The organism is Mitsuaria chitosanitabida ATCC BAA-476 = NBRC 102408, from assembly GCF_001598255.1.
Classification (GTDB): domain Bacteria; phylum Pseudomonadota; class Gammaproteobacteria; order Burkholderiales; family Burkholderiaceae_C; genus Roseateles; species Roseateles chitosanitabidus.
This window is the reverse complement of sequence record NZ_BCYP01000006.1, coordinates 332,632-352,981: the sequence shown is the minus strand read 5'-3', so window position 1 is coordinate 352,981 and position 20,350 is coordinate 332,632. Positions and strand designations below refer to the sequence as shown.

Genomic DNA, 20,350 nt, shown 5'->3' with positions numbered 1-20,350 from the left:
GCGTCAGGTCAGCCGCACGCGCGGATCGACCCAGGTGTAGATCACATCGATCAGCGCGTTGCTGGCGATGTACAGCACCGCGCCCAGGAACACCATGGTCCGCACGATGGCGAAGTCCTGGCCGGTGATGGCCTCGATCACGAAGGCGCCCAGGCCGGGGATGCCGAAGAAGCTCTCGAACACCAGGCTGCCCAGGAAGACGTAGGGCAGATAGGCGCCGGCGCTCGTGATGATGGGGATCAGCGCGTTGCGCAGCACGTGGCGCATCAGCACCACGGGCTCGGACAGCCCCTTGGCACGCGCGGTCCGGACGTAGTCCTTGCCGACTTCCTCCAGCAGCATCGCGCGGTACAGCCGCGCCTCGCCGCCCAGGCGCGACAGCAGCGACAGCACGATGGGCAGGGCCAGGAAGCGGATCGCGTCCAGGCCCGGCTCATAGCCGTTGATGGGCACCAGCCGCAGCACGCGCGAGAAGAAGTACTGGCCGACGATGATGTAGAAGAGGCTGGAGATCGACAGCATCAGCACGCACAGCACCACGCCCCAGAAGTCGATGCGCGAGTTGCGGAAGAACGTGAGCAGCAGCGCGAAGGCCACGCTCACGATCAGCTGCAGCACGAAGATGGGCACCGCCAGCTGCAGGCTCACGCCCATGCGCTTCTTGATCTCGTGGCCGATGTCCACCGCCTGGCGCGCGTCGGAGCGGCCGAAGTTCAGCAGCATCAGCGAGACCGAGCGCTCCCAGAAGACCGTGTGCGTGACGCGGCCGGCACCCTGCTGAGAATCGTCCCAGTACAGCGGCTTGTCGTAGCCGCGCTCGGCCTTCCACTTGTCGATCTGCTCCTGCGTGACGCGCTTGCCGCCGATGTTGAGCCGGGCCATGTCGTCCGGCGTGTTGACGGTGAAGAACAGGAAGAAGGTCAGCAGGTTCACGCCGACCAGGATGGCCAGCCCGTAGGCCAGCCGTCGTGCGAGGTACTTGAGCATCAGTCGGCTCCTCGCGGAGCGGTCGAGGTCGTGACGGGATCGGTCGGCGCGGCGGTGCCGCGCGCGGTCGCGGTCTCGCGCGCCTGGAAGCTGCGGCGGGTCATCCAGACGATGGCCACGCCACCGACGACCAGCACCAGCAGCGGCCACCACACCGGGTGATTCCATTCGGACTGCAGCGCGGCGCGGCGCGCCGGGTCGATGCGGTAGTAGCGCACCGGGTCGCGGATCACGATGCTGGGCTTGCCGTTGTGCACCCAGCTCTGGTACGCCTGCCCGGTCCAGGCCCAGTAGCCGAAGGCCCAGGGCGCGTCCTGCTGGACGATCTCCACCATGCGGTCGATGACCTTCTGTTTCTCGGGGCCGTCGTCCAGCACTTGCACCTGCTTGAACAGGCGGTCGTACTCGAGGTTCTCGTAGTTGGCCGAGTTCTCGCCCTCATGCAGCGACTTGCTGTTGGGGCCGTAGAGCAGGAAGAGGAAGTTCTCCGCGTCCGGATAGTCCGCGAACCAGCCCCACCAGAACACCTGGTGCTTGCCCTGGCGGACCTTCTCCTGGAACTGGTTGTAGTCGGTGGCGCGCACGTCCAGCTGGATGCCCAGTTTGGCGAACTGCTTGACCAGCCAGTCGTTCTCCGCCTTCACCTCGGGCGTGACCGTGCGCATGAAGTCGTAGTTCAGCACCAGCGGCTGGCCGGTCTTCGCATCGCGGCCGTCGGGATAACCGGCCTCGGCCATCAGCTGCTTGGCGTCGTCCAGCGAGCGCCGCTGCACCTGGCCGTCGACGATCTTGTGCGTGACCGGATTGAAGAAGCCGCGCTGCGCCTCGCGCGAGCCGAACACGCCCGGAGGCACGGGGCCGAAGGCGGTCACGCCGCCGCGGTTCTTGAAGATGCGGCCGTAGCCTTCTTCCCAGTCGATCGCGATGGACAGGGCCTGGCGCAGTTTGCGGTGGCGCGCCTCGTCCTCGGCCGTCTTGCCCTTGCCGATCACCGGGTCGAGCATGTTGAAGCCCAGGTACCAGTTGTTGGGATCGGTCGAGCGCGGGAAGGCGAAGCCGCGCTGCTTGAAGAAGTCCTCGACCTCGCGCGAGTCGCTGGCGTCGGCGTAGAACTCCACGCCCCAGTCGCCGCGTTCCAGGTCGGGGACGTCCAGATAGCCCTGCTTGAACAGCTCCTTGCGGGGCACGCGCTCCTTGACCAGCGTCGCGACGATCTTGTCGATGAAGGGCATGGGCTTGCCGCAGTCGGCCAGGCGGCCGGCGGGACCGTCGTCGGGCATGCCCTCGCAGGGATAGAGATCGTCCTTGCGGTAGTTCGGGTTGCGCGACATCACGTGACGGCGGTCCTGCTGGTACTCCGTCATCATGTAAGGGCCGGTGCCCACGGGCCACTGGTTCCAGGACAGGCCGTGCTCGGCCATGCCGGGCTGGGCGTAGAACAGGTCCACCTCCCAGGGCACCGGGGCCAGGAAGGTCGTCGACAGCCAGTAGGACCACTGCGGATACTTGCCCTTGATGCGGATGCGCAGCGTGTGCTTGTCCACCGCCTCGGCCCCCTCGAGCGGCCAGCGGCGGAAGTCCAGGAAGGGCTTGTCGGGCGAGCTCTCGGGCAGGCCCTGGAGCAGCTTGGCGTTCTCGGCGCGGATCAGTTCCCCGTAGGCCTTGAGCCCGATCACGTGCTCCGAGAACAGGCCGAAGATCGGCGCTTCCACGCGCGTGGTGGCCTGGCGCTTGATCGCGTACACGAAGTCCTCGGCCTCGAGCTCGCGCGTGCCCTGATGCGCGAACTGCCAGGGCGAGCGCTTGTCGCCCAGGTCCTTGGCCGTCAGGTGGTGATAGCGGTAGTGGCCCTGCTCGTCCTTGGCGAAGGCGGGGCTGGGCGCGTACTTCGTGCCGGGGCGGATGGGCACGTCGTAGACGCTCTGCGCGATCTGCTCGACCGGCGCGTCGTCGGGCAGGCGCTGGCCGGCGGCGTTCAGGTAATAGGGCTTGATGACGCGCGCGGCGGCACGCGGGATCAGCTCGTAGGGGCGCTTCAGATAGTGGTAGCCGTAGGGCGGCTCCATGATCTGGTAGGTGTAGACCGATTCGGGCGAGGTGTAGGACGCCGTCGGATCGAGATAACGAGGGGAGCGCTCGTCGAAGGACAGGTACAGCGTGTTGTCCTTGGCCGAACCGGCCGGGTACGGGCTGTTGTTGCAGGCCGCGAGCAGCACCGCGGTCGCGCCCGCCGCCAGCAGGGCCAGCCCTCGCCGGGTTCCTCGTGCCAAGGACCGCGTCCCTCGCGCCAGTTGGCCCCGCCAACCTTGTGCGTCACGCGACGCGCTCCACAGCCCCGACGACATCGTCATCCTTCCAAAAACAAAGCCGCATCGTCCGGATGCGGCATTGCCAGATCATTGCCTGGGCCCTGCCCTCGTGGGGCGCGGCTGGCGCTGGGCCCGGATCATAGCGGCGGCGCCGCGCGCGGTGTGCGCGGCGGCGTCAGGAACGCGTCAAGAGCCGCGGCGCTTGCGGCCGCCATGACCATGGTCATGCGCGTGATCGTGACCCTCGTGGTCGTGGTCGTGATGCGCGTGGTCGTGGTCACCGTGCCCGTGATGGTCGTGGTGATCGTGCGCATGGTCGACGTGGCCCCACGCGACGATCACATCGCGGCCCTCGACCATCATCTCGGCCTTCGCGCCTACCGGCAGGCAGACCTTGGTCGGCACGTGGCCAAAGGGCAACCCGGTCAGGATCGGCACCTTGACGCGCTCGCGCAGCGCCTCGACCACGCTCTTCATCGAGTAGCCGCGATCCAGCGGCGACTTCTTCCAGCCGCTGAAGCTGCCCAGCAGCACGGCCTTCTGCGCGTCCAGCACGCCGGCCTGGGCCAGCTGCAGCAACATGCGCTCGACGCGATAGGGATGCTCGTTCACATCCTCCAGGAAGAGGATGCCGCCCTTGATCTTCGGGAAGTGCGGCGTGCCCAGCAGCGAGCACAGCACCGTGAGGTTGCCGCCCCACAGCGTGCCGCGCGCCTCGACGCCATCGAGTCCGGCTTCGGTGCGGAAGCCGACAGCCTCCAGCGATCCGTCCATCGCCTCGAGGAAGCAGTCGCGGGTGATCTCGTCGACGCCGCCGTCGGCCTCCGAGCGGCCGAAGTCGTCGCAGGCGATGGGGCCGGCCCAGCTGGTCTGCTTGGTGTGGGCGAGCAGCGCCAGCTGCAGCGCGGTCACGTCGCTCAGGCCGACCCAGCGGGTGCCGCGCTCGACGCTGCGCGCCATGCGCGTCCAGTCGATGCGGTCCAGCAGGCGCGTGAGGCCGTAGCCGCCGCGCGTGGCCAGCGCCACCGAGGGCGCCGCGTCCGCGACGCGGTGCAGCGCGGCCAGCCGCGTCTCGTCGTCGCCGGCGAAGCGCTGATGCCTGGCGAGCGCCGCGTCATCGATGGCCACGTCGAAGCCGAGCGCCGTCAGCCGCTTGGCGGCGCGCTTGAGCGGCTGCGCCTGCGCGAGGACGCCGGAGGGGGTGTAGAGGATCAGGGAGCTCATGGCTTCGGATCGTCCTGCGAGGGATCGATGTTCAGGGTCAGGTATTGCGCGTCGCCGACCGGGATCTCGGGGAACTCCTGGACTTCCGGCAGCGCGGGCAGCACGCCGAAGCCGTCGGTGGCGAGCGAGGTGTCCCGGCCGGCCTCGCCGGCGGCGCGGCGGCGCGCCTCGCGGGCCTGGCGCGCGGCCTCGCGGCGTTCGGCGAAAAACTCGCGCAGCAGCTTGGCGGAGGGCTCGGCCAGCACGCCGCCGCACAGCGCCGTGTGGTGGTTGAGCTGCTTCTGCGCGAAGAGGTCCAGCACCGAGCCGGCCACGCCGGTCTTGGGATCGGGCGCGGCGAAGACCACGCGCTTGAGCCGCGCATGCATCATCGCCATCGCGCACATCGCGCAGGGTTCCAGCGTCACGTAGAGCTCGCACTCGGGCAGACGGTAATTGCCCAGCAGCTGCGCGGCGTGGCGCAGCGCGACGATCTCGGCGTGGGCGGTGGGATCGTGCGTGGTGATCGGACGGTTGTAGCCAGTGGCGATCACCTGGCCGTGACGCATGATCACCGCGCCCACGGGCACCTCGCCGACGAGCCACGCGTTCTGGGCCTGGTCGAGGGCGAGCCGCATCGCGTACTCATCGGCGGGAGCGATGGCGGCGGACCCGGCCGCGATGGCATCGGCGCTCGCGGGCAGGTCGGGGGAGGAAGAAGAGGACTCGATGGTCATGGTGGGGACTCGCGCGGCAGTGTAGCCGCCGCGGCTATGCTGCCGCCCCATGCATCCGGAGTCCGACGCCCATCAGAACGATCTCTTCGGCGACCTGCCGATCCCCGCCGACGCGCCAGCGCCCAAGCCCGCGCGGGCTCGAACGAGGACCGCGGAGACGGACGCCGATCGCGTCGACGATCGCGATGAGGTGATCGACGCGGCGGGCGATGACGACGACGAATCCGCCGATGGCGACGCGTCCGGCGCCAGCGGCGATGGGGCCGGGTCCGGCAAGGTGAAGCAGGGCCACCGCGCCGGCATCCAGCCGCAACCCGCCGATGACGAGCTGCTGGCGCTCGCGGAGCGTCTCTCCCCGCGGGTCTGGCTGGGCACCTCCTCGTGGAGCTATCCCGGCTGGCAAGGCAGCGTGTGGGCCGGACGCCATGGCGAATCGAATCTCGCCCGCAACGGGCTGAGCGCCTATGCGCGCCATCCGCTGCTGCGCGCGGTCAGCATCGACCGCGGCTTCTACCAGTCACTGACGGCGAGCCAGTACGAGCGCTATGCGCAGCAGGTGCCGGAGGGCTTCCGGTTCACGGTCAAGGCGCCCGCCCTCGTCACCGACGCGCAGGTCCGCAGCGAGGACGGCCGCGGCAAGCAGGCCAACACGGCCTTCCTCGATCCGCGACTGGCGATGCAGGAGTTCGTCGCGCCCGCGCTCGAGGGCCTGGGAGCGCGCATCGGCGCGCTGGTCTTCCAGCTCAGCCCGCTGCCGCTGGCGATGCTCGACCGGATGCCTGAGCAGCTCGACCGCCTGCACGCGATGCTCGCCGCCCTGCCCTCGCTGCGCGACGTGGCGCCGGAGGCGGTCGTCGCCGTCGAGGTCCGCGACCCCGAGTGGCTGACGCCGGACTTCGTCGCGGTGCTCAAGGACACCGGCGCCCGCTACTGCCTGGGCCTGCACCCCAAGCTGCCGACGATCCAGGAGCAGTTGCCGCTGCTGCGCGCGATGTGGCCGGGGCCGCTGGTCTGCCGCTGGAACCTGCATCGCCTCCACGGCCCCTTCGGCTACGAGGACGCGGAGAAGAAGTACGGCGAGTACGCGGAAGTCCTCGACCCGGATCCGGAGACACGGGCGGTGCTCGCGAAAGTCATTCGCGCGACCGCGGCGGCGGGCCATCCGGCCTACGTCACCGTCAGCAACCACGCGGAAGGCTCGGCGCCGCTGAGCGTGCGGGCGCTGGCGCGGGAGATCGTCGACCCGGGCGCCGCCTGAGCTCACGCGGCCTCTCTCGAAAGGGAATGCCCCTTCTCCCTCCATGAGCGCTTGCGCGCGGCGGGCACGCCGCTAGCCTGTCGGATGGTCCAACCACAGGCGGACGCGCGTCCGCAGCGAGGAACGTCATGAGCAAGGTGCTGGTCCTGTATTACTCGTCCTACGGCCACGTCGAGCAGATGGCCACCGCCATCGCCGAGGGCGCCCGCGCCGGCGGCGCGACCGTCGACATCAAGCGGGTGCCCGAGCTGGTGCCCGAGGAGATCGCGAGGAAGAGCGGGCTCAAGCTCGACCAGGCGGCGCCGATCGCCAAGGTCGAGGACCTGACCCAGTACGACGCCATCATCGTCGGCACGCCTACGCGCTTCGGGAACATGGCCGCCCAGATGAAGAACTTCCTCGACCAGACCGGCGGCCTGTGGGCCAAGAACGCGCTGGTCGGCAAGGTGGGCAGCGTCTTCGTCAGCACGGCGACGCAGCACGGCGGCCAGGAAACGACGATCACCAGCGTGCACACGGTGCTGCTGCACCTGGGGCTGGTGATCGTGGGGCTGCCCTATTCCGAGACTCGCCAGATGACGCTGGGCGAGATCACCGGCGGCAGCCCTTACGGCGCGTCGACGATCGCCGGCGGCGACGGCAAGCGCCAGCCCAGCGAGAACGAGCTGGCCATGGCCCGCTACCAGGGCGAGCACGTGGCGAAGATCGCGGCGAAGCTGGCGGGCTGAGCGCGCGCCGGGAGAGCGCGGGCATCGGGCCAGCGGCCACGGGCATGTGGCCGGGGGCGAGGCGCGCTCAACCCAGGCGCGCGAGCGCCTCCTCCGCGACCGCCAGCGCGCTGGTCAGGCCGGGCGACTCGATGCCCATCAGGTTGACCAGGCCCGGCAGGCCATGCTGGGCCGGACCGTCGATGCGGAAGTCAGGCGCCGGCTCGTGGGGCGCGTGGATCTTGGGGCGCACGCCGCTGTAGGCCGGCACCAGCGCGCCATCGGGCAACGCGGGCCAGTAGCGGCGCACGTCGTCGTAGAAGACCGCGGCGCGGGCGGGATCGACTTCGTAGTCGAGCTGGTCGGGGTGCGTGAGTTCGGGCAGCCATTGCGCGTCCGGACCGAAGCGCGCCTGGCCGCCGAGGTCCAGCGTCAGGTGCACGCCCAGCCACGCGTCCTGCGGCAGCGGATAGACCAGTCGAGAGAACGGCGCCCGCCCCTGCAGCGCGAAGTAGCAGCCCTTGCTGAAGCGGGCCTTCGGCGGAGGCGGCAGGCCTTCGATGGCAGCGGCGACGAGCGGCGCGCTCAGGCCGCTCGCGTTCACGACGATGCGGGCGCCGAGCTCGATGTCGCCGGCGCGCACCACGTGCAGCGCACCGTCGCGGCGCACCCCGTTCACCGCCGCGCCGAAAGCGACGGCGCCGCCATGGCGCTCCAGATCGCCTTGGAGCGAGAGCATCAAGCCATGGCTGTCGACGATGCCGGTCGACGGCGACAGCAGCGCTGCCTCGCAGCGCAGCTGGGGCTCCATCGCGAGGGCTTCCTCGCGGCTCAGCCAGCGCAGGTCGTCGACGCCGTTGGCGGCGGCCTTCGCCCGCAACGCGCGCAGCCCGTCCAGTTGATCGGGCGAGGTCGCCACCACGAGCTTCCCGCAGCGCCGGTGCGCGACGCCGTGGGATTCGCAATGCGCGTAGAGCAGCGCCTTGCCCCGGACGCACAGCCTCGCTTTCAGCGAGCCGGCCGGGTAATAGAGCCCCGCATGGATGACCTCGCTGTTGCGCGAGCTCACGCCCGTGCCGATCGCCTGCTCGCGCTCGAGCACCAGCGTCTCCAGTCCGCGCATCGCCAGCGCCCGGCCCACCGCGAGGCCGACGACGCCCGCCCCGATCACCACCGCATCGACTTGATCCATGGCGGACGATTGTCACCAGCCCGCGCCGGCGGCGGCTGCGGACAACCCGTAGGCCTCAGGCGCGCAGGTCGGCCAGCGCCTGGGGATGCTGGAGGCCGAAGGCGCTCACCGCGGCCGCGTCGTGGCTGAACTCGCCGGCGGCGAGCCGCTGCGCCAGCGACTCCAGGTCGAGGGTGAGGAACTCGCTGACCTCACCGTCTCCGTTGCTCGGCGCGAAGCCGGCGGGCAGACGCAGGCTGTAGACATGGAGCACCTCGTCATGCAGCCCCTCGGGCTCCATGCGTGTGCTGCGCAGGGCGCCGCGCGACTCGATCGCGGCGCTGATCGCGGCGGGAACGCCCGCCTCCTCGAGCAGCTCGCGGCGCGCGCAGGCGACGAGATCCTCGTCCGCCGTCAAGCCGCCGGCCGCGAGGTTGTCGAGCCGTCCCGGATCCGTCGCCTTGCTCATCGCACGGCGGCCGCAGACCAGGCGCGCGCCCGGCAGGAAGCCGTTGACGTGGACCGCGCGGCTCATCAGCCCGAGGCAGCGGAAGGCCGCGCGTTCGAGCCGGAACAGCACCTCGCCGCGCGCGGTGCAGGGATCGTCGACGGGATGTTCGAAGGCGTAGCGCTCGCCGCGCCAACCGGTGATCGCCCCGCGCTCCCTCAAGGCCAGCGCCACCGCGCCGATGCGATCCGAGCGCGCCTCGACATTCAGCGAGGTCGCATCCCAGACCAGCGCGCCGTCCTGCGGGAGGAGCTCCGGCCAGACCTCGCGCAGCAGGGCCTGTCGCATCGGGTGGATGCGCCCGATCGGCAGCTCGCCAAGCCGCAGCGCGATCAGCCCCGCCGGCACGGGCTGTCGCACCGATTGCAGGCAGCGGGGAATGACAGCCACCAGAGAGGGGGGAAGCAGCGACATCATGGGGGGAGATTCTCGTCGCCCTCTCCCCCGAAATTGACAAATCCAAGTCAGGTGACGGGCGCCGCTCCTCGCGGGAAGATCTCGACTCCCCGCTACCACGCGTACCCAGCGTCCAGACAGGCACCGATGGAGTCCTCGCCCATGAAACTCGCATTGCACAAGGCGTTCAGACAGGTCGGCGCCACCGACGAGCAGGCGCATCAGGCCGCGGAGACGATCGACAGCGCGCTCGACAAGCGCATCAAGGAGAGCCAGACCCACTTGGCGACCAAGTCCGACATCCACGAACTGAAGGTCGAGATCGCCAACGTTCGTACCGAGATGTCGTCGATGAAGGCGGAGCTCATCCGCCTGTTCCTCACCGGCCAGGTCGCGACCATCGGGATCAACGTCACCGTGGTCGTGGCAGCGATCCGGATCCTCGCCAAGTCCTGAATCACCCTGCTGGGCGGTTCAGGGGAACGCCCAAAGAAAAACCCCATCAACTGACGCTGATGGGGTTTTGTCTGGTGGGCGGTGCAGGGTTCGAACCTGCGACCCCTGCCGTGTGAAGGCAGTGCTCTACCGCTGAGCTAACCGCCCGGTATTCGGACCGGGTTCCGTGGACATCCAACAAACTTGGTGGGCGGTGCAGGGTTCGAACCTGCGACCCCTGCCGTGTGAAGGCAGTGCTCTACCGCTGAGCTAACCGCCCGGTCTTGTCATCCCCGACCACTGCGTTTCAGCAGCAATCCGGTCTGTCCGGGAAAGACAAAGATTATGCCATGGATTCTTGAGCCCACTCAAGAACCCGGCGCAAGATTTCTTCAGGTCGCGGGAACCGCCGCTTCCGCCGGCGCGGCGACCTGCCAGATCCGGTTGCCACCGCTGGCCTTGTCCAGCTCGGCCAGAACCTTGTCGTGCAGGACGAGTTCCTCGGCCGTCGCGGCGATCACCGGCAAGTCGAAGGCGCTGAGGTCGATGGCCGCGACCTCCAGGTCCCCGCCCTGCCCCGGCGTCGGCGTGGCGCTGTCGTCGATGACCAGCGAGTCCTGGCCGCGCGTCAGGCGGATGTAGACCTCCGCCAGCAGCTCCGCGTCCTTCACGGCGCCGTGCAGGCCGCGGTTGCTGTTGTCGACCTCCAGTCGGCGGCACAGCGCGTCCAGCGAGTTGGCCTTGCCCGGGAACATGTCCCGCGCCATCAGCAGCGTATCCCGCACGCCGGACACGCAGTCATGCAGCAGCGGCCGGCCGCAGCGCTTGAGCTCGGCGTTGATGAAGCCCACGTCGAAGGCGGCGTTGTGGATCACCAGCTCCGCGTCGCGCATGAACTCCAGCATTTCGTCCACGACCTGCGCGAACTTGGGCTTGTCCGACAGGAACTCGCTGCTCAGCCCGTGGACGCGGAAGGCCTCCTCGGGCATGTCGCGCTCGGGGTTCAGATAGAAGTGCAGATGACGGCCGGTCAACTGCCGGTTCACCATCTCCACGCAGCCGATGTCGACGACGCGGTCGCCCTGCTCGGGATTCAGGCCGGTGGTTTCGGTATCGAAAAAGATCTGACGCATGGGCTTCGGATTCGGGAGATGCAGGTCGTGAACTTCAGGGCTTCGCAGCCGGCCTCAGCGCGCCACCGGCGACGCGGTGCGCGCGGCGCGGCGATAGGCCCAGATCAGCATCAGCGCGCCGACGACGATCATCGGAATGCTCAGCCATTGACCCTGGCTCAGATGCAGCGGCTGCTGGTCGACCGGCAGGAAGCTGTCGGGCTCGCGGAAATACTCGACGACGAAACGGGCGATCCCGTAGCCCACCAGGAACAGCCCCGACACCGCAGCCGTCGGCCGCGGCTTGCGCGCGAACAGCCACAGCACGATGAACAGCAGCAGGCCCTCGCCCAGGAACTGGTAGATCTGCGAGGGGTGGCGCGGCAGCCGGTCGGGCGCCTGCGGGAAGATCATGGCCCAGGGCAGACTCGGGTCGGCCGGCCGGCCCCAGAGCTCACCGTTGATGAAGTTGCCCAGGCGGCCGGTGGCCAGGCCCGTCGGCACGCAGGGGGCGACGATGTCGCCGACCTCCAGGAAGCTGAAGCCGCGCCGCCAGGCGAAGAAAGCCAGCGCGGCGATCACGCCCAGCAGACCGCCGTGGAAGGACATGCCGCCCTGCCACACGGCGAGGATCTCGGCCGGATGCTGCAGGTAGTAATGCGGCTTGTAGAAGAAGACGTAGCCCAGCCGGCCGCCCAGCACCACGCCCAGCACACCGTAGAACAGCAGGTCGTCGATGTCGCGCCGGGTCCAGCCGCGGGCGGCGTTCCAGGGGCGCGACACCACGATGTTGCCCAGCCACAGGAAGAGGCCGAAGGCCGCGAGGTACATCAGGCCGTACCAGTGGATGGGCCACTTCCAGATGTGGAAGGCCACCGCGTCGAACTGGGGATGCACCAACATGTCTGAGATTGTCCTGACCGGGAAACTGCATGCGCGCGGCGCGCCCGGTTCACGCCGCGAAGGCGCGAATCATAGTGCGGCCCGCCTGTCCGTCCGGCCGCAGCCGGTCGTGCCGATCCCCGTCGATCAGCCCGCCGCGCCCAGCTGCGTCAGGCGCTTGCGGCAGTCCTCGACATCGCCGGCGCTTGCCCGACGGTTGTCGACACAGCGCTGCAGCGCGGTCCGGGCCTGGGCCGCGTCGCCCTTGGCCTGCAGCGCGCTGCCCAGCCGGCGGTCGAGCCCCAGTTGCTCCGCGCCCTGCTGCGTCCGCGCGCGCTCGAAAGCGGCGACGGCCTTGTCGTACTGGCCCAGCGCGTCGTAGGCGCGGCCCAGGCCGTAGGCGCCCATCGCCTGGGTCGGCTGGCTCTTGACCAGCTCCTCGAACCAGGGGACAGCCTTCTCGCGCTGGTCGCTGAACATCAACTGGCGACCGTAGTCGCTCCACAGCACGCGCAACTCGAGCAGCAGTTCCGGTCGCTGCGTGCGCACCGCGCGCAGCGCCTTCTCCATCGCGGGCCAGTCCTTGCGCGAGGCGGCCACGCGGGCGCGCATCAACTGCAGCTGCGCCGCGTCCTCCACGCCCTGCTCCAGCGCGCGGGCCTTGGACTCGCCGCCGCCGACGAAGCTGGGCAGCGCCAGGTAGTACTGCTGCAACGCGCTGCGGGGTTCGGGCGCGTCGGGCATCAGGGTCATCGCGCGTTGGGCCAGTTCGCTGACCCGACCCAGGGAGCCGAGCGCCTTGAACTTGCTGCCGCCGCGCGCCTGCATCACCAGGGCCAGCGCCAGCGCGTAATGGCAGGCGCCGTCGTCGGGCGTGCGCTGCAGGCATTGCTCGAGCCGCTGCGTGTCGCGCCGCAAGGCCGCGGGATCGGCCAGATCCAGCTGTGCCAGGGTGAGCGCCGCGGCCGCCTGACCGTCCTCGGGCTTGGCCTCCAGGCGGCGGCCGGCCACCTTCTCCAGCTCGTCGGCGCGACCGGCGTCGAGCAGCGACTGCAGCTCGGCGTCCTTGAACACGGCGGCCTGGGCCGGCGCGGCGAAGGCCAGGCTCATCAGCAGGGCCGCGCCGCTGGCGACGCAGACCGCGCCCGCGATGCGCCGCCACGCGGCCGGTGCCGCGCGCCGCCCATCACGCGTGCCTCGCGCCTGAACCGTCTCGCTCGTCTTGCCTGTCTTCGGTGTTTGCATCGAACTGCTTCCTGCGCTGGCGCGACCGGCGGGGTCGCGAAACGGCGTCATCCTCGCAGAACTCGGGAGAACCCGCGGACGAGGCCCTCCGGCTTTACCTGCGCGCAAGAGTGAAACCCGATGCGTCGATCGGGCGGCCGCCGCGAGACCGTCGACTCAGCGGCGCTTGCGCTGCTGCTTGTCGCCCTGACCCAGGGCCTCGAGCGAACGCTGGCGGCGCGCTTCCTTGCGGGCGTCCATCTTGTCCATCTGCTTGCGCTGCGTGTAGCCCACCTTGTCGGCGAACTCCCACCACAGGATGGCCAGCACGAAGGGGGACAGCACCCACCACCAGCTGATGTCCACCATCGGGCCGACGTCGAGCGCCTTGAGCAATGTCAACAGGACCCCAATCACCACGAACCACATCGTTGTTCTCCCCGTGCACCACGCTTTTCCGCGCGGCCCCCAACACTACAATCGCGCCAGCCCGGACCTGCCCCAGCCACCCCGTCTTCCTCGCGAAGCGGCGACCGTGGCGGGCGGTCCGAATCTATCCGGCAGGATCTGAAAGGATGCCATGAAAAACGCCCTGTTCGCTTGTGCGGCGCTCGCCGCGGTCATGTGCGCGCCCAGCGCCTACGCCAACCAGGAGTTGGCGCAGAAGAAGAACTGCATGGCCTGCCACTCGGTCGACAAGAAGCTGGTCGGCCCGGCCTACAAGGACGTGGCGGCCAAGTACGCCAAGGACAAGGACGCGGTGAAGAAGCTGTCCGAGAAGATCGTCAAGGGCGGTTCCGGCGTCTGGGGCCCGGTGCCCATGCCGGCCAACACGCAAGTGAGCCCGGCCGAGGCCGAGCAGCTCGCCAAGTGGGTGCTGACGCTGAAGTGAGCGTCCTCGGCGGTTCGGCAAGCCGACCGCGCATCGCATGAAACAGGGGCCCCTCGGGGCCCCTCGTCATTGGCGGATGCCGTATCGCACGCGCCTGGACGGTCGCCCGGCTCACCGGGCGACACGCCGGATCAGTAGGCCTGACCCAGTTGCTCCAGGATGGCCGGGTTCTCCAGCGTGGAGGTGTCCTGGGTGACGCTCTCGCCCTTGGCGACCGAGCGCAGCAGGCGGCGCATGATCTTGCCGCTGCGGGTCTTGGGGAGGTTGTCGCCGAAGCGGATGTCCTTGGGCTTGGCGATCGGACCGATCTCCTTGGCCACCCAGTCGCGCAGCTGCTTGGCGATGGCCTTGGCCTCGTCGCCGCTGGGGCGCGGACGCTTGAGCACGACAAAGGCGCAGATCGCCTCGCCGGTGGTGTCGTCGGGACGACCCACCACGGCGGCCTCCGCGACCAGCTCGGTGCAGCTCACCAGCGCGGACTCGATCTCCATCGTGCCCATGCGGTGGCCCGACACGTTCAGCACGTCGTCGATGCGGCCGGTGATGGTGAAGTAGCCGGTGTCCGCGTCACGGATGGCACCGTCGCCGGCCAGGTAGTAGCCCTTGAGCTCGGCCGGGTAGTAGCTCTTCTTGAAGCGCTCCGGATCGCCGTAGATCGTGCGGATCATCGACGGCCAGGGCTTCTTGACGACCAGGATGCCGCCCTGCCCGTTCGGGACGTCGTTGCCGGTCTCGTCGACGATCGCCGCGGTGATGCCGGGGAACGGCAGCGTGCAGGAGCCCGGCACCAGCGGCGTCGCGCCCGGCAGCGGGGTGATCATGTGACCGCCCGTCTCCGTCTGCCAGAAGGTGTCGACGATCGGGCAGCGGCCGCCGCCCACATGCTGGTGGTACCACTCCCACGCCGCCGGATTGATGGGCTCGCCCACCGAGCCCAGGATGCGCAGCGAGCTCAGGTCGTAGTGCTTCGGATGGACCGTCTCGTTGGTCTCGGCGGCCTTGATCAGCGAGCGGATCGCCGTCGGCGCCGTGTAGAAGATCGTCACCTTGTGCTTCTGGATCATCTGCCAGAAGCGGCCGGCGTCCGGGAAGGTCGGGATGCCCTCGAAGACGACCTCGGTGCCGCCCAGCGCCAGCGGGCCGTAGGTGATGTAGGTGTGGCCGGTGACCCAGCCGATGTCGGCGGTGCACCAGAAGACGTCCGAATCCTTCAGGTCGAAGGTCCACTTGGTCGTCAGCGCGGCATGCAGCAGATAGCCGCCGGTGCTGTGCTGCACGCCCTTGGGCTTGCCGGTCGAGCCCGAGGTGTAGAGCAGGAAGAGCGGGTGCTCCGCCTCGACCCATTCGGGCTCGCAGCTCGCGGCTTGACCGGCGACCACGTCGTGCAGCCACTCGTCGCGGCCCTGCGTCCAGCCGATCTGGCCGCCGGTGCGCTTGAACACGACGACGTGCTTGATGGTCGGGCAGCTGTTGTCGGCCAGGGCCTCGTCCACGATGGACTTGAGCGGCAGCGACTTGCCGCCGCGGGCCTGCTCGTCGGCGGTCAGGACCATGACGGCGCCCGCGTCCTGGACGCGATCGCGCAGCGACTGCGCGGAGAAGCCGCCGAACACCACCGAGTGCGTCGCGCCGATGCGGGCACAGGCCTGCATCGCGACCACGCCCTCGACCGACATGGGCATGTAGATGACGACGCGGTCGCCCTTCTTCACGCCGCGCGCCTTCAGCGCGTTGGCCAGCTGCGCGGTCCTGGCCAGCAGCTCGGCGTAGGTGACGCGGGTCGTGGTGCCGTCGTCGGCCTCGAAGATGATCGCGACGCGGTCGCCGCGGCCGGCCTCGACATGGCGATCCAGGCAGTTGTAGGAGACGTTGAGCTTGCCGTCCTCGAACCACTTGAAGAAGGGGGCGTCGCTGTCGTTGAGCACCTTCGTGAAAGGCTGCTTCCAGCTGAGCAGCTCGCGGGCGAGGCGGGCCCAGTAGCCCTCGTAATCGGATTCGGCTTCCTGGACCAGGGCGTTGTACGCGGCCATGCCGGACACGTGGGCGCCCTGGACGGCGGATGCGGGAGGGTTGTAGATCTTGTCGCTGATCTTGTCGCTCATGGCCTTTGTCTCCGTACAGGCAGGGATCTGGAAGCTCGGCCGAACTCTCCGCTTTCACACTGACGATCGGCTTACTCTTGTAGAAGAGCGGGACGCGATCCGCAGGTTCGGGCTGGTGGTCCGAGGCTTCCGGCGGCGGATGCTCTCACTAAAATCGCCCGGTTTGGCGGTTCCCGCCAGTTACCAGCTTGAAGGATTTCCCCGATGTCCGATGATCGCCCGAAGCGCGCGCCCGACGCCGCCCCCAAGCGCCTGCACCCGCTCGCGCACCTGATGTTCGGGAGCCGCTGGCTGCAACTGCCGCTGTATCTCGGCCTGATCGTCGCGCAGGCGGTCTATGTCTTCCAGTTCTGGACCGAACTCATCCACCTTGTCGAGGCCGCCTTCGGCAACAAGGAGGCGTTGGCCCTGTTGGTGAACAGCGTCGGCTACAAGGCGACCGAGGAGGTCAAGCTCAACGAGACCATCATCATGCTGGCCGTGCTGGCGCTGATCGACGTCGTCATGATCTCCAACCTGCTGATCATGGTGATCGTGGGCGGCTACGAGACCTTCGTCTCACGCCTTCATCTGGAAGGTCATCCGGATCAGCCGGAATGGCTGGACCACGTCAACGCCTCGGTCCTGAAGGTCAAGCTGGCGACGGCCATCATCGGCATCTCGTCGATCCATCTGCTCAAGACCTTCATCAACGTCAACAACCTTGAGCCGCACACCGCGATGTGGCAGACCATCATCCACGTCGCCTTCCTGTTCTCAGCGCTCGCCATTGCACTCACTGACCGTCTGCTGGCGCACGACCACGTGGACAAGGCCTGACCCCCGGGGGCATCCAGGCGCACCCGCCAGGTCGCGGGCGCAAGGACAAACGGAGGCCGAGGCCTCCGTTCTTCATGGCGAATCCGCTCACCCCGCCGCCAAGTCACGCCTGACGGGCGGGGCGGGCGGTGGATGCCGGGCTCGCTCAGCCCTTCTTCCGGCTCAGCAGGATCAGTGTCCCCGCGATGCCCGACAGGAGGGAGCCGCCGAGCACGCCCAGCTTGAGGCGCGTCTCGTAGTCGGCGCCGTGGCCCTCGAAGGCCAGACCGCCGATGAACAGGCTCATCGTGAAGCCGATGCCGCAGAGCACGCACACGCCGAAGAATTGCACCCAGTCCGCGCCACCGGGCCGCTGCGCCAGGCCGAATCGGATCATCAGCCAGGAGCTGCCGAACACGCCGATCGCCTTGCCCAGCAGCAGGCCCAGCGCGATGCCGACGGACACGGGGTGCAGCAGGTCCTCGGCATGCAGGCCCAGCAGCGACACGCCCGCGTTGGAGAACGCGAACATCGGCAGGATCAGGAAGGCGACCCAGGGGTGCAGGCCGTGCTCCAGGTCCTCGGCGGGCGAGTGGCCGTCGGCGCTCGCGGTCGACGGGATGAACAGCGCGGTGGCCACGCCCGCCAGTGTCGCGTGGACGCCGGACTTGAGCACGCAGGTCCACATCACCAGGCCGATGACGATGTAGAGGTCCACGCGCCGCACGCCCGCGCGGTTGAGCGCGAACAGCGCGATCAGGCACAACGCCGCGCCGCCCAGCATCGCGAGCGAGAGCTGACTCGTGTAGAAGAGCGCGATGACGACGATGGCGCCCAGGTCATCGATGATCGCGACGGCCGTGAGGAAGATCTTGAGCGAGGGCGGCACGCGGTCGCCCAGCAGCATCACGATGCCGATGGCGAAGGCGATGTCGGTGGCGGCCGGGATGGCCCAGCCATGCAGGCCGATCGGATCGGCATGGTTGATGCCCGCGTAGATCAGCGCCGGCACGACCATCCCGCCCAGCGCGGCGACAGCGGGCAGCACGGCCTGCGAGCGCTCGGCGAGCTCGCCGCTGACGAACTCGCGCTTGATCTCCAGACCGACCAGGAAGAAGAAGACGGCCATCCACAGGTCGTTGACCCAGACCAGCAGCGGTTTGGCGAGCACCAGCCAATCGCCGCCGATGCGGACTTCACCCTCGATGCGGGTGAACGCCGTGTAGAGCTCGCGCCAGGGGGAGTTGGAAATGATCAGCGCGGCCACGGCGGCGATCGCGAGCACGATGCCGCCAGCGGATTCGCTGGCGAAGAAACGCTTCAGTCCGGGGGTCAAGACGGTCGGCCTCCTGGGGTGGGGTTCAAGGGGGTCGCGCGCGGGCGACGGAACGTTGGCGGCGCGGCAGGGCGCGCGGCGTCAAGACGTCGTGAGGAAAGGTGCCGAGCCTAGCATCACCGGATGCCGGCGCCGCGCGAACGGCCCGGTCCGAGGGACGTGTCAGTAGCGTTCCCCCGAGGGCGGCGGGCTGGCGCGACGGCTAGGATGCCCGCTCGTCCTACTACAAGGTCTCACGAGGACCATCAGGGAGTGAGTTCATGAAGAAGCTGTACATCCTCGCGCTGGCCGCCGGCGCGCTGCTGTCGCTGGGCGCCTGCTCGACGCCCGACGCCGCCAAGACCAACGCCGACGGCACCAAGACCGCGTCGACCGACGGTCCCAAGGTCGTGTGCTCCCGCGAGGCGAGCACCGGATCGCTGCTGGCCAAGCGCCAGTGCAACGAGGTGCCGACCGAGGCCGAACGCGCGCGCATGGCGGCGGACATGCAGAACATCATCCGCTCGACGGGGTCGCAGCCCGGCGGGAAGTGAACGACGGGCACCCCGCGGGGTGCCCTCCCCTCGGAGATCGCGGGAGATGGCCGGTGGCAGCACCGGCCATTTGCGCTTCCTGGCCTCGGTACCGGTCCCAGCCGATCCGCCCGGCCCGGACGCGCCGCGCCCGCACGGCGGACGTGCCCAAGGCAACTGGCGGATAATCCGCCGCGTCCTTTGTTGCCCCCGAGCACGACCATGACCACCACGATCCGCTACGCCGACCTCGTCGAAAGCGTCGCCGCCGCGCTGCAGTACATCAGCTACTACCACCCGGCCGACTACATCCAGCACCTGGCCCGCGCCTACGAGCGCGAACAGAGCCCGGCCGCCAAGGACGCGATCGCGCAGATCCTGACCAACTCCAAGATGTGCGCCGAAGGCCGTCGTCCCATCTGCCAGGACACCGGCATCGTCAACGTCTTCCTCAAGATCGGCATGGACGTGCGCTGGGGCGATTTCCCCGGCTCCATCCAGGACGCCGTCAACGAGGGCGTGCGCCGCGCCTACAACCACCCCGACAACAAGCTCCGCGCCTCGGTGCTGAGCGATCCGATCTTCGAGCGCAAGAACACCAAGGACAACACGCCCGCGGTGATCTTCATGGAGGTCGTGCCCGGCAACACCGTCGACGTCATCGTCGCGGCCAAGGGCGGCGGCTCCGAGAACAAGAGCAAGGTCTACATGCTCAACCCCAGCGAGAACATCGTCGACTGGGTGCTCAAGACCGTCCCCACCATGGGCGCCGGCTGGTGTCCCCCGGGCATGCTGGGCATCGGCGTCGGCGGCACGGCCGAGAAGGCCGCGCTGCTGGCCAAGGAAGCCCTGATGGACGACATCGACATGTACGAGCTGCTCGAGCGCGGCCCGCAGAACAAGCTCGAGGAACTCCGCATCGAGCTGTACGAGAAGGTCAACGCGCTGGGCATCGGCGCCCAAGGCCTGGGCGGCCTGACCACCGTGCTGGACGTCAAGATCAAGACCTACCCCACGCACGCGGCCTCCAAGCCCATCGCGATGATCCCGAACTGCGCCGCCACGCGTCACGCGCACTTCGTGCTGGATGGCTCCGGCCCCAGCTATCTGACGCCCCCGAGCCTGGACCTGTGGCCCGACGTCCAGTGGGCGCCGGACTACAACAAGAGCAAGCGCGTCGACCTGAACACGCTGACCAAGGACGAGGTCGCCAGCTGGAAGCCGGGCGACACGCTGCTGCTGAACGGCAAGATGCTGACCGGCCGCGACGCCGCCCACAAGCGCATCCAGGACATGCTGGCCAAGGGCGAATCGCTGCCCGTGGACTTCACCAACCGCGTCATCTACTACGTCGGCCCGGTCGATCCGGTGCGCGATGAGGTCGTCGGCCCGGCCGGTCCCACGACCGCCACCCGCATGGACAAGTTCACCGACATGATGCTGGAGAAGACCGGCCTCATCGCCATGATCGGCAAGGCCGAGCGCGGCCCCGTCGCCATCGAGTCCATCAAGAACCACAAGTCGGCCTACCTGATGGCCGTCGGCGGCTCGGCCTACCTGGTGTCCAAGGCGATCAAGCACGCCAAGGTCGTCGGCTTCGAGGACCTGGGCATGGAAGCGATCTACGAGTTCGACGTGGTCGACATGCCCGTGACCGTCGCGGTCGACGCCGGCGGCACCAGCGCCCACATCACCGGCCCGGCCGAGTGGCAACAGCGCATCGCCTCGGGCAAGGCGATCAAGATCCCCGTCGCGGCGGGTTGAGCGTCCGGGACCTTCCG

General features: G+C 68.8%; 19 protein-coding genes and 2 tRNA genes. 7 read left to right on the top strand and 14 right to left on the bottom strand.

The features are described from left to right. Positions 1-3: 3 nt before the first annotated feature. The 4 genes from MCHT01_RS04560 to tadA all read right to left on the bottom strand — a co-directional run bounded on the left by MCHT01_RS04560 (position 4) and on the right by tadA (position 5,137). Positions 4-987, bottom strand: coding sequence for an ABC transporter permease (locus tag MCHT01_RS04560; protein WP_067062906.1), 984 nt, complete (start codon positions 985-987; stop codon positions 4-6). Continuing rightward, positions 987-3,332 carry an ABC transporter substrate-binding protein gene (locus tag MCHT01_RS04555; protein ID WP_084451879.1) on the bottom strand — a complete coding sequence of 782 codons (2,346 nt, stop codon included), beginning with the start codon at positions 3,330-3,332 and terminating at the stop codon, positions 987-989. Before MCHT01_RS04555 ends, MCHT01_RS04560 begins: the two co-directional genes overlap by 1 nt. 150 nt (positions 3,333-3,482) lie before the next feature. Further along, a complete protein-coding gene (locus tag MCHT01_RS04550) occupies positions 3,483-4,520 on the bottom strand; it encodes an LD-carboxypeptidase (protein WP_067062901.1) in 1,038 nt (345 codons plus the stop codon). Beyond that, entirely contained in the window at positions 4,517-5,137 is a 621-nt protein-coding gene (gene tadA / locus MCHT01_RS25420) for a tRNA adenosine(34) deaminase TadA (RefSeq protein WP_245643162.1), read from the bottom strand. Before tadA ends, MCHT01_RS04550 begins: the two co-directional genes overlap by 4 nt. Before the next feature lie 148 nt (positions 5,138-5,285). Here tadA and MCHT01_RS04540 point away from each other — a divergent pair, with 148 nt between their 5' ends. Continuing rightward, positions 5,286-6,494, top strand: coding sequence for a DUF72 domain-containing protein (locus MCHT01_RS04540; RefSeq protein ID WP_067062899.1), 1,209 nt, complete (start codon positions 5,286-5,288; stop codon positions 6,492-6,494). Positions 6,495-6,622: 128 nt separating this feature from the next. Beyond that, positions 6,623-7,222 (top strand): NAD(P)H:quinone oxidoreductase, encoded by a 600-nt coding sequence (gene wrbA / locus MCHT01_RS04535; RefSeq protein ID WP_067062896.1) that lies wholly within the window; start codon positions 6,623-6,625, stop codon positions 7,220-7,222. Between the two features lie 67 nt (positions 7,223-7,289). On the opposite strand, the gene MCHT01_RS04530 is transcribed toward wrbA, so the two are convergent. Together MCHT01_RS04530 and MCHT01_RS04525 are read right to left on the bottom strand one after the other, a co-directional pair. Next, the gene (locus MCHT01_RS04530) at positions 7,290-8,393 is read right to left on the bottom strand and encodes an NAD(P)/FAD-dependent oxidoreductase (RefSeq protein WP_067062895.1); all 1,104 of its coding nucleotides are present in this window, start codon (positions 8,391-8,393) and stop codon (positions 7,290-7,292) included. Between the two features lie 55 nt (positions 8,394-8,448). Continuing rightward, positions 8,449-9,297 carry an NUDIX hydrolase gene (locus MCHT01_RS04525; RefSeq protein WP_067062892.1) on the bottom strand — a complete coding sequence of 283 codons (849 nt, stop codon included), beginning with the start codon at positions 9,295-9,297 and terminating at the stop codon, positions 8,449-8,451. Between the two features lie 141 nt (positions 9,298-9,438). Between MCHT01_RS04525 and MCHT01_RS04520 the strand changes: the two genes are divergently transcribed. Beyond that, complete coding sequence (locus MCHT01_RS04520) at positions 9,439-9,732, top strand: hypothetical protein (protein ID WP_148661373.1); 294 nt, start codon at positions 9,439-9,441, stop codon at positions 9,730-9,732. Between the two features lie 72 nt (positions 9,733-9,804). On the opposite strand, the gene MCHT01_RS04515 is transcribed toward MCHT01_RS04520, so the two are convergent. The 6 genes from MCHT01_RS04515 to MCHT01_RS04490 all read right to left on the bottom strand — a co-directional run bounded on the left by MCHT01_RS04515 (position 9,805) and on the right by MCHT01_RS04490 (position 13,358). Continuing rightward, a tRNA-Val gene (locus MCHT01_RS04515) sits at positions 9,805-9,879 on the bottom strand. Positions 9,880-9,916: 37 nt separating this feature from the next. Beyond that, positions 9,917-9,991 (bottom strand) — tRNA-Val (locus MCHT01_RS04510). 112 nt (positions 9,992-10,103) lie between these two features. Next, entirely contained in the window at positions 10,104-10,844 is a 741-nt protein-coding gene (gene dnaQ, locus MCHT01_RS04505; RefSeq protein ID WP_067062887.1) for a DNA polymerase III subunit epsilon, read from the bottom strand. 54 nt (positions 10,845-10,898) lie between these two features. Further along, positions 10,899-11,726: a prolipoprotein diacylglyceryl transferase gene (gene lgt / locus MCHT01_RS04500; protein ID WP_067062885.1), complete on the bottom strand. Its 828-nt coding sequence runs from the start codon at positions 11,724-11,726 to the stop codon at positions 10,899-10,901. Between the two features lie 126 nt (positions 11,727-11,852). Further along, positions 11,853-12,950: a tetratricopeptide repeat protein gene (locus tag MCHT01_RS04495; RefSeq protein ID WP_067062882.1), complete on the bottom strand. Its 1,098-nt coding sequence runs from the start codon at positions 12,948-12,950 to the stop codon at positions 11,853-11,855. 156 nt (positions 12,951-13,106) lie between these two features. Continuing rightward, positions 13,107-13,358, bottom strand: a complete 252-nt coding sequence (locus tag MCHT01_RS04490; protein ID WP_067062878.1) for a TIGR04438 family Trp-rich protein — start codon at positions 13,356-13,358, stop codon at positions 13,107-13,109. A 151-nt stretch (positions 13,359-13,509) separates the two neighbouring features. Here MCHT01_RS04490 and MCHT01_RS04485 point away from each other — a divergent pair, with 151 nt between their 5' ends. Next, on the top strand, positions 13,510-13,821 hold the full coding sequence (locus MCHT01_RS04485) for a c-type cytochrome (RefSeq protein WP_067062876.1): 312 nt from the start codon (positions 13,510-13,512) through the stop codon (positions 13,819-13,821). Positions 13,822-13,952: 131 nt separating this feature from the next. Here MCHT01_RS04485 and acs read toward each other — a convergent pair whose 3' ends face one another. Further along, positions 13,953-15,923: an acetate--CoA ligase gene (gene acs / locus MCHT01_RS04480; protein WP_067062873.1), complete on the bottom strand. Its 1,971-nt coding sequence runs from the start codon at positions 15,921-15,923 to the stop codon at positions 13,953-13,955. Between the two features lie 204 nt (positions 15,924-16,127). Between acs and MCHT01_RS04475 the strand changes: the two genes are divergently transcribed. Next, positions 16,128-16,742 carry a TIGR00645 family protein gene (locus MCHT01_RS04475; protein WP_067062870.1) on the top strand — a complete coding sequence of 205 codons (615 nt, stop codon included), beginning with the start codon at positions 16,128-16,130 and terminating at the stop codon, positions 16,740-16,742. 145 nt (positions 16,743-16,887) lie between these two features. Here the strand turns inward: MCHT01_RS04475 and nhaA are convergent, their stop codons facing one another. Next, the gene (gene nhaA, locus MCHT01_RS04470) at positions 16,888-18,057 is read right to left on the bottom strand and encodes a Na+/H+ antiporter NhaA (protein WP_067062867.1); all 1,170 of its coding nucleotides are present in this window, start codon (positions 18,055-18,057) and stop codon (positions 16,888-16,890) included. 260 nt (positions 18,058-18,317) lie between these two features. Between nhaA and MCHT01_RS04465 the strand changes: the two genes are divergently transcribed. After that, positions 18,318-18,590, top strand: coding sequence for a hypothetical protein (locus MCHT01_RS04465; RefSeq protein ID WP_067062864.1), 273 nt, complete (start codon positions 18,318-18,320; stop codon positions 18,588-18,590). A gap of 201 nt (positions 18,591-18,791) precedes the next feature. Continuing rightward, positions 18,792-20,333 (top strand): fumarate hydratase, encoded by a 1,542-nt coding sequence (locus MCHT01_RS04460; protein ID WP_067062863.1) that lies wholly within the window; start codon positions 18,792-18,794, stop codon positions 20,331-20,333. Positions 20,334-20,350 lie beyond the last annotated feature (17 nt).

Coding starts and splice junctions, on each gene's coding strand:
- MCHT01_RS04560 (WP_067062906.1), bottom strand. CDS start 987: ATGCTCAAGTACCTCGCACGACGGCTGGCCTACGGGCTGGCCATCCTG.
- tadA (WP_245643162.1), bottom strand. CDS start 5,137: ATGCGGCTCGCCCTCGACCAGGCCCAGAACGCGTGGCTCGTCGGCGAG.
- MCHT01_RS04520 (WP_148661373.1), top strand. CDS start 9,439: ATGAAACTCGCATTGCACAAGGCGTTCAGACAGGTCGGCGCCACCGAC.
- MCHT01_RS04460 (WP_067062863.1), top strand. CDS start 18,792: ATGACCACCACGATCCGCTACGCCGACCTCGTCGAAAGCGTCGCCGCC.
- MCHT01_RS04495 (WP_067062882.1), bottom strand. CDS start 12,950: ATGCAAACACCGAAGACAGGCAAGACGAGCGAGACGGTTCAGGCGCGA.
- MCHT01_RS04550 (WP_067062901.1), bottom strand. CDS start 4,520: ATGAGCTCCCTGATCCTCTACACCCCCTCCGGCGTCCTCGCGCAGGCG.
- MCHT01_RS04485 (WP_067062876.1), top strand. CDS start 13,510: ATGAAAAACGCCCTGTTCGCTTGTGCGGCGCTCGCCGCGGTCATGTGC.
- MCHT01_RS04530 (WP_067062895.1), bottom strand. CDS start 8,393: ATGGATCAAGTCGATGCGGTGGTGATCGGGGCGGGCGTCGTCGGCCTC.
- MCHT01_RS04540 (WP_067062899.1), top strand. CDS start 5,286: ATGCATCCGGAGTCCGACGCCCATCAGAACGATCTCTTCGGCGACCTG.
- MCHT01_RS04475 (WP_067062870.1), top strand. CDS start 16,128: ATGTCCGATGATCGCCCGAAGCGCGCGCCCGACGCCGCCCCCAAGCGC.
- MCHT01_RS04490 (WP_067062878.1), bottom strand. CDS start 13,358: ATGTGGTTCGTGGTGATTGGGGTCCTGTTGACATTGCTCAAGGCGCTC.
- dnaQ (WP_067062887.1), bottom strand. CDS start 10,844: ATGCGTCAGATCTTTTTCGATACCGAAACCACCGGCCTGAATCCCGAG.
- lgt (WP_067062885.1), bottom strand. CDS start 11,726: ATGTTGGTGCATCCCCAGTTCGACGCGGTGGCCTTCCACATCTGGAAG.
- MCHT01_RS04465 (WP_067062864.1), top strand. CDS start 18,318: ATGAAGAAGCTGTACATCCTCGCGCTGGCCGCCGGCGCGCTGCTGTCG.
- MCHT01_RS04555 (WP_084451879.1), bottom strand. CDS start 3,332: ATGTCGTCGGGGCTGTGGAGCGCGTCGCGTGACGCACAAGGTTGGCGG.
- acs (WP_067062873.1), bottom strand. CDS start 15,923: ATGAGCGACAAGATCAGCGACAAGATCTACAACCCTCCCGCATCCGCC.
- wrbA (WP_067062896.1), top strand. CDS start 6,623: ATGAGCAAGGTGCTGGTCCTGTATTACTCGTCCTACGGCCACGTCGAG.
- MCHT01_RS04525 (WP_067062892.1), bottom strand. CDS start 9,297: ATGATGTCGCTGCTTCCCCCCTCTCTGGTGGCTGTCATTCCCCGCTGC.